We start from the raw sequence: 1,939 nt of genomic DNA on the forward strand, positions 1-1,939 counted from the left end.
CCATCCCTTTTATCTTTCCCGCCGTGCCCCTGTATATCGGTGGCCAGCGCGAATACTGCGGCGACGGTTCCATGCGCCAGCTGGCGCCCATTTCCCCGGCCATCCACCTGGGGGCGAACAAGGTGCTGGTGGTGGGCGCGGGACGCATGACGGAACCGGCACCGGCCGCGTCCGAAGCGGCGCGCTACCCGAGCCTGGCGCAGATCGCCGGCCACGCGCTGTCGTCGATCTTCCTCGACGGCCTGGCCGTCGACATCGAACGCCTGAACCGCATCAACCTGACTTTGTCGATGCTGCCGCCCGAGTTGCTGGGCAAGACGGCCTTGCGGCCGGTGGAATTGCTGGTCATCGCGCCGTCCGAGCGGCTCGACGCCATCGCCAGCCGGCATATCGGCAGTTTGCCGCGTCCCATCCGCACCATGTTGTCGGGCATCGGCGCGGCTGAAGCGCGCGGCGCGGCGCTGGCATCGTATTTATTGTTCGAATCGACGTATACTAACGAACTGATCCGTCTTGGACAGCGCGATACGCAGGCCCGCAAGGACGATGTACTGGCGTTTTTTGGTTCTTGAGACGGCCCCCGGAACAGTTGCGGGAGTTTTCGCGTTTTTTTTGACAGGACGATCGTGCTGGTATTTCGACGTGTTTGCGAAGTGGTATTGCTGTTGTCTTTGCTGCTGCCGGGCGGCCCGGCCTCGGCGGCGCCTGCGCCCACCCTGCGTTTCGATCAGCTCAGCGTCGACCAGGGCCTGGCGCAGGAATCGGTACTGGCCATCGCCCAGGACCGCCAGGGCTATATGTGGTTCGGCAGCCAGTCTGGCCTGAGCCGCTACGACGGCTATCGCATGGTCGTCTACAAGAATATCGAGGGCGACAAGACCAGCCTGGCCGACAACTGGGTCGGCGAACTGCACGTCGATAGCCAGGGCCAGCTGTGGGTGGGCACCGACAACGGCCTGGACCGGTTCGACGCCGCCAGCCAGACCTTCATTCACTACGTCCCGGCCGAAAAGAGCAAGCGCGGCAACGGCAACCGGCATATCCACGCCATTCTTGACGATGGCGCGCGCGGCTTCTGGATCGCCACCTCGGACGGCTTGCAGCATTTCGACCCCGCCACGGGCGCTTTCCGCACCTGGCACCATGAAGAAGGCAACCCGCACAGCCTGGGCGACAATGAAATCAAGGCGCTGGTGCTGGACGCGCAACAGCGTCTGTGGATAGGCACCGTCACGGGCCTGGACATGCTGGCGCCGGGCAGCGACCGCTTCGAGCATTTCGCCGTCGACACGGAGCCCGGTTCAAAATATAACGTGATCCAGTCGCTGCTGGTGGACCGCCAGCAGAATCTGTGGATCGGCACCATGGCCGGCGCCGAGCGCTGGCGCCTGGGAGGCGCCGGTCAGGCGCCGCAGTCACGCCTGCGCCTGAATGAAAAACAGGGCTTTTCCGCCATCCGCGTGGCCAGCCTGTACCAGGATATCGACGCCACCGTCTGGCTGGGCAGCAATGCCGATGGCCTGTTCCGCTGGCTGCCCGAGAGCGACACCTTCCTGCAGTACCGGCACCAGACGGGCGACAAATTCAGCGTCGCCGACAACCAGCTGTCGTCGCTGTACCGCGACCGCGCGGGCACCTTCTGGGTCGGCTCCTGGTACAACGGCGTGAGCCGGGTCGACCTGGGCAGCGGCGGCTTTTCTCGCATGGCGCGCGCGCCCGGCGATGTGGGCGCGCTGGCGGACAAGAAAGTGCGCGCCGTGGCCGACGCGGGCAATGGCAAGCTGTGGCTGGCCACCAAGGGCGGCCTGAAACTGTACGATACGCGCGACGGCAGCTCGCGCCTGTTCGACCTGCGCAGCTCGCCCGGCATGTCGCGCGACGAGCAGGTCACCACCCTGTACAAGGCGCCGGACGGCGTGCTGTGGGTGGGCGGCTCGAC

The 1,939-nt window shown here is 65.5% G+C and carries 1 protein-coding gene and 1 pseudogene; both read left to right on the forward strand.

The genetic code is table 11. The annotated features are described in order from the left end of the window. A pseudogene (locus K0F86_RS27365) lies at window positions 1–572 on the forward strand (patatin-like phospholipase family protein); the annotation flags it as partial. 87 nt (window positions 573–659) lie between these two features. Then, on the forward strand, window positions 660–1,939 hold a 1,280-nt coding region (locus tag K0F86_RS27370; protein ID WP_306823180.1), incomplete at its 3' end, for a two-component regulator propeller domain-containing protein.

Origin of the sequence: Janthinobacterium sp. UMAB-60, from assembly GCF_900095235.1 — a bacterium.
In the GTDB taxonomy this organism is placed as follows: Bacteria; Pseudomonadota; Gammaproteobacteria; order Burkholderiales; family Burkholderiaceae_D; genus Janthinobacterium.